Origin of the sequence: Specibacter sp. NPDC057265, assembly GCF_042668835.1 — a bacterium.
In the GTDB taxonomy this organism is placed as follows: domain Bacteria; phylum Actinomycetota; class Actinomycetes; order Actinomycetales; family Micrococcaceae; genus Specibacter.
Genome location: NZ_JBHUYE010000025.1, coordinates 38,497 through 44,527 on the forward strand (window position 1 = coordinate 38,497; position 6,031 = coordinate 44,527).

The following is a 6,031-nucleotide window of genomic DNA, read 5'->3' on the forward strand; positions in this document are numbered from 1 at the left end:
TGTACACTTAGCAACTTACGATCACTATGTGAACCAGATGGCAATAAGGTTCATTCAATGGAGGATGTCACTATGACTGACAAGCGTAGGGGTCTTGGCCGTGGCTTGGGAGCCCTAATACCGAGTTCTTCAGGTGATGACGCTGCATCCTCGATGCCCACACGGCCTGTGGATCTCTTTTTCCCCGAGTCCAAGGCTCGCAAGACGTCTACGGCTCAGCCTCGAACACCCACCAGGGCAGAAGACCGGGGCCAAACAAGCGAACTTGTGACTGTCCCTGGCGCAACGTTCATGGAACTTCCAGTCGGTCAGATTCACCCAAATCGCAAACAACCCCGGACCGTTTTTGACGAAGACGACATGGCCGAACTGGTTCATTCCATTCGTGAAATAGGCGTCTTGCAGCCGATAGTAGTGCGCAAGTCCCCTGAAAAGGGCGACCAGCCTTACGAGCTGGTTATGGGTGAACGCCGGTGGCGGGCGAGCCAGGCTGCTGGTATGGAAACCATTCCAGTTATTGTTCGTGAGACCACTGACGATAACTTGCTTCGAGATGCCCTTCTGGAAAATCTACACCGGAGCCAGTTGAATCCCCTTGAGGAGGCTGCGGCGTACCAACAGTTGTTGGAGGATTTTGGTACGACGCATGAGCAGCTCGCGGACCGTATTGGACGTTCTCGACCACAGGTGTCCAATACCTTGCGTCTCTTGAAGCTGCCGCCGGTTGTTCAGCGAAGGGTCGCAGCAGGTGTCTTGTCGGCTGGTCATGCGCGTGCCTTGTTGTCGTTGCCGGAAGCTGCCGTGATGGAGCAGCTTGCCCAGAGAATCGTTGCCGAAGGCATGTCGGTGAGAGCCACAGAGGAGGCAGTACAGCTTTACCAAGCTCCCACGAGCAGTTCCAAGTCTAACAAAACACCGAGCCCCCGGCATGAGCGGCTGGATTTTTTGGCCAGTTCTTTGTCCGACCGCTTGGACACCAATGTGAAAATCTCCTTGGGAGCTCGCAAGGGTAAGGTCAGCATTGAATTTGCGTCAGTGGAAGATCTGAATAGGATCATGGATGTTTTGAGCCCCAACGGGGCGTAGGCCCGCAATTCGCCGACTATTGTTTCACGTGAAACACATTCGGGATTTTTCCAAGCTGATGCGCGTGCAGGGGGGGTGTCCGAGTGACTCATTGGTTGGGCCACCCTGTGAGCTGATTTTTCTTCGGAATTGGGCCCATAAACCGCTGCAACGAGCCCTGCCTCGACAATGTTTCACGTGGAACATGGCCCGTTGCGCCAGGTGATCTTCATTGGGATTACCAAGAAACGTGAGTTCAACTGAAAACCTGGTTCGCCGGATCATTATCTGTACAGGGCAGAACCACATATTGCCCGTATGCCCCAAACCGCTTTGTGTCCCGATCCTATGCACTACGTGGAGCATCGGCCTAGGCGTACCACTACGCCGGATGCAGGTAGAGCTTGTTGGCTCCTTTTGTTCCAACGGCCACGGCTGTCACTGAAGAATGCTATCCAGGAACCAAGTCCAGGACGTTCAATGTAAGAGGAGAACTTCGAAGTGGAAGGCGACCAAGAACTTAAAAGGTCGACGAAGTGAACTGCGGCCGAGAATGGAATCCCCAGTAGGTGTGGAACTAAAAGCCGTTGAATACTCCACACACCGACCTTGCTGAGCTTCGTAGTCACCATGGATTTTATGCGGGCATTCGATGACTCAAGGTACGAACAGTATTGGTGGGGGGGCGTCACCTCGCTGGACCTTGCTGGATGTGAGCCGCCACCACAATTGATTGACCCATTCTCGCTGGCATCAATCTACTGCCTTAGGAACATCTTCCGGATCGAAAGCCAAAATCGCGCTGTCAATGACCTGTCTGTCCCAACCCGAGGTACAGTACGGAGCCGATCCGTCTGTATCAATCCCTCTGCGTATACCGCTGGTGAAGAAAGCAGAGACTTTGCCGCAGCGGGGCAACCCGCGTGCGGACCCGGGTGGAAGGCTCTCGTTAAGGTCTGCAAAGAGTAGCCCCTTGATGCTGGCCTGTGCCGGTGCCCTGCACTTCCTTTGCTTCCCCAATTACAGCAGTCTGCGGAAGTAGCCAATCCAGATCGGACCGGCACAGGCGACAGAGACCTGCGCTCTGAGGTTACGCGGTTCCGGGTATCGTCACTAGGCACTGACAGGGAATTTCAGTGTTATTCCACGGTGAGTTTCATTTCCAATGATGGCGCGCCTTGCGAGCAAATATGCAATCGCAGTAAGGCCGTTGGACCAGTCGTTGAATCAAAGGCATGGTCTTCTGCTTGCGGTAGGGGATACCCCGCTCTGCTCGCGTGCAGTTTTCTTGGGAACGACCAATGTTGTCATTTTTTGGTCCGTGAATCAGTAGCTGCTGTAATGACCACTGCATGCCCGCATTGTAGTCGGGCACTCCAAGCCTTGCGTTAAGGGCAGAAGACCAAACTGGGCCGGAAATCAACAGGACTATGCCGACTATTCCTAAAGTCCTGGTGGGCCCATGACAGGCTCTACGGCGCCAGAAGGGCTGGGTACGGCGTCTCAGCACTACAGTAGCTTCCCAACCCCTCTATAAGGCGCCTATGGCCGGGCAGGAGCTCTCCAATCTCCTAGTAACTGATGGTGCTCGCCTACTGGGAGACTCTTCCTTAACAGCTCTGGGACCCGCTGGGCGCCCCCAGGGCGTCGAATCGCATTGCCGGCTGAGTCCACCCCGGCATGATTTCATCAAGTGTTTCAAACGATGGAGGGCCATGATGGAGTTGGGGGTGGAGATAATCGCTGGCATCCGTCAGGACGCCCGGGACTAGGTACCCGATTCGTAGGCCCGCACGGGCGGACCAGGCTTCAGGCAGTATTTCCTGTCCGACAAGCTCGGGAAATGAACCATTTTCGGACGATGATTGATCGGATGTAGATTATGGGCTGGGATGCGCCACGTGTACAACGCCATCCGCCGTCATGCTAGTTGTGTAAAAAGCTGGCAGGCAACGGGTGTCGAATGAGCGGCGGGTACGCTTTCGTTCTCGTCATGGTCTTAGTTCTTTCTATTGCGAACCACGAATCAAGGGCGCCCATGAAATGGGTGGTGTTGAAGGGAGGCGGGACAATTCCCGCCGAAACTTCCTCAAACCGGTTCCGATCGTTGATTCCTTGGTGGAGACCAATGCAAAGCTGCGGGTCTGGGACTAGGGTGAGGATCAGCGCCGGACCTCCCACCGACTTCGCACGGTAGGGCAAAAATTCGCTCAACCTTTGTTGGCACCATTACCGGTAGAGAGTTAGATCCCGGTCTGGTGCTAATTCCATGGGTCGGTTCGCCCTGGTTACAGTGCGTTCAGCGAAGTATTTGGTGCCGGTGCGGTATGTCAATCGGAAAGTCCGGGTGTCTTTGCGTGCTACCGAGGTAATGATCCTCGATGGCAGGACGTTGATCGCCATCCATCCACGGACCCCGGCCAGGGGCGGGCAGTGCGTGCAAGTCGATCACTACCTGCAGGTCCTGCAGATCAAACCCGGCGCCTTGCCTGGATCCAGGCCCCGGCACAAGCACGAGAATCCGGGGTCTTTACTCCCACTTATGAAGCTTTCTGGGCCGCTGCGCGAAGAACCGATGGGGGACACCACTGCAACTAAAAGAGCTTATCGAAGTCCTACTGCTCCACCGTTGCATGGAAGCTTGCGATGCCACCCGGCGGGATTACTACCGCGCTTATTGTCGGTGGGTTAAGTGCTGATGTTGTCGCTGTTGAAGCCAAGTGGGTGGCGTTCGAAGGGAATGCTGGGTGGGCCCGCCACGACTACCATCCCAAGGCAAAAGTCCAAGTCCCCGAGCACCGGGTTGTCAGTCTCACGCAACGCCGCCTGGCAGACTCGGCAGCTACCATCGCTGGACTGCCGACAAATAGACGGCCGTTGCCATGAGCGGCTGGTTACGACGAACCACTCAGACTCCGTCCTCGACCATCACTAAACCCATCTTCTAAGTAGGAGATTTCATGAGTCCCAGCGCCCCGGGCATTGTCTCGCAAACGCTTCGCCGGTGCCGTGGCCTGACCGAGCAGGCTGCCACTGCTGCCGTTGACCACGCCCGCCGGCAGTCGCGGTTTTCCACGACCAGTTCCGTGTTCAAGGAAGCCCTGGCCGCGGCCGGGAAGGAACAACTCTCCTGCCAGGGATTCATCGCCGGGCTGCTACTGGCTGAGTGTGATGACAGAGACCGGCGCTCTTCCGTCCGGTGAGCGAAAACAGCGAACTTTCCCAACGATAAATGGTTAGACGACTTTGACTATGAGGAGAATCCGAGCATCAACCCGGCCACGATCAACACCCTGGCCACGGCTCGCTCAGCGGCCATTGCATCAGGTAAGCCATTCACCGGTGGAACGAAAGCATTTGCTGATCCACACCTCTGTGCAGCCAACGTGGACCGCCACATACTCAAAGGAATCGTCATCGACACGGGAGCAGATTCCTTCCGGCTCGGCAGCACGAAGAACCAGCGATACGTCGACATTTAACTGTGTGAAAAGGGAGAATTCCTAATGCGGGTTTCCATAGCAATCAGAATTTTTGTCGGCTAAGCAACTGGAACATTTGGGTGTTAATTAGCTGTATCCTCCTAGCCTTGACTCGAAAGGCGTCTGCGCTAACTCGTTGGATGACCAACCCATGTGGACGATCGAGTGGATATTTGGCAGTTTAGGGGCCCGCAATATTGTTCGCAGGACCACCACGGGAAAACTCAAATATTGTCCGTGGGAGCCATCAGGGGTATTGCCGGGAGCCGATCTGCCGGCGGGGTGACCGGCGCGGCGACATGAGTAGGTCCTGTCTGGACCGCTCGCCCTTGTAGGCAGTCAGGTATTGCCTACCATGGACAACCCACGACGAACTCCATCCGGCTGAGGATAGAGCAGCCTACACTTGGAGCCCTGATGGGATGCGTCTCCGTAGGCAGTCCGCGCCTCGGGAACGCCGCGGGTGACCGGCCCTATGTGTTCTGCACGCTGCGTCTGCAGAAGGTCAACGTTAGAGGTTCGGCCCCAGCGGCCACGCACAGGAGAGCCGGGGCTCCTGACGCCCCTACGCCATCCTGCGCTGAGCAGAAAACACACGTGCCATCAGAAAATCCCCGCGGTCCAGAATAGACTGGACCCGCGGGAGGCCGACGGTGGCTCCCATGCTGAACGGTACTGGCCCCCAGCGGTAATACCTGTGGTTTTCAATTGCAATAATGCACGGTTCCCAAGACGTCGAATACTCATCGAGCGAGGATGGTGCTGGCGAAGGCCGCTAAGACCGTCTGTTGTGACCAACCCTGGTTGGACTCATATATGTAGAAAGTTGTCGATGTCTTCTTGGCTCGCTTCGCACGAAGACCGCAACCTGGAGTTGTCGTAGCGTTGCCCCCTTGGCCACAGGGGACGAACCTCGGAGGAGTATGTCCATCAGCCCAGCCCTAGATCCGTGGACGTTCAAGAAGAGCTCTGCTGTGCCGGCGTCGATCAGCAATATTTGTGACATAGAAATGAATGCATGTATTGATTCTTTGATGTCTGAGAGCGACGAGGAAGCGAATGTAACGAGTGCCAGCCATCATCCGTTTCTTAGTCAGTTAGTTAGGGAACCGTTCCAGATAGACGTCGGAATGGGGAACCTAGGGGTTTCACGTGAAACAGAACATTTAGGCAACTCAACGCATATCTTCGAAGCTTAGCAACGCCAACAACAATGAATGACCATGTTAATGGTCGCTCGCTCTGGCGTGTTCTTCTTCGTCGGGGAACATGCCTGGGGGTGGTTGGGGGACGGTGTCTGGGGTCCAGGTGGGTGGGATGTGTTCTTCGGGTGGGATGTCCCAGGACGGGTGGGTCGCGTCCCAGTGCTGCCAGTGTTCTTGGTCGTGGTGAGGTTATCCGCAAATCGTGGACGGTTGGTCAGGCGGCTTTTGCCGTCTGAAGTTGGTCGAGCTTGACCTGGTTTTCGTAGGCGACCGGGCTGA

The 6,031-nt window shown here is 55.9% G+C and carries 3 protein-coding genes; all 3 read left to right on the forward strand.

Annotated features, from left to right (window positions below; all coding sequences use genetic code 11):
- Nucleotides 1–72 precede the first annotated feature (72 nt).
- The 3 genes from ACFUCV_RS13890 (at nucleotide 73) to ACFUCV_RS13900 (ending at nucleotide 4,268) form a co-directional block, all read left to right on the forward strand.
- Nucleotides 73–1,086: a ParB/RepB/Spo0J family partition protein gene (locus tag ACFUCV_RS13890; RefSeq protein ID WP_380816722.1), complete on the forward strand. Its 1,014-nt coding sequence runs from the start codon at nucleotides 73–75 to the stop codon at nucleotides 1,084–1,086.
- Nucleotides 1,087–3,334: 2,248 nt separating this feature from the next.
- Nucleotides 3,335–3,757 (forward strand): hypothetical protein, encoded by a 423-nt coding sequence (locus ACFUCV_RS13895; protein WP_380816714.1) that lies wholly within the window; start codon nucleotides 3,335–3,337, stop codon nucleotides 3,755–3,757.
- 268 nt (nucleotides 3,758–4,025) lie between these two features.
- The gene (locus ACFUCV_RS13900) at nucleotides 4,026–4,268 is read left to right on the forward strand and encodes a hypothetical protein (protein ID WP_380816716.1); all 243 of its coding nucleotides are present in this window, start codon (nucleotides 4,026–4,028) and stop codon (nucleotides 4,266–4,268) included.
- Nucleotides 4,269–6,031 lie beyond the last annotated feature (1,763 nt).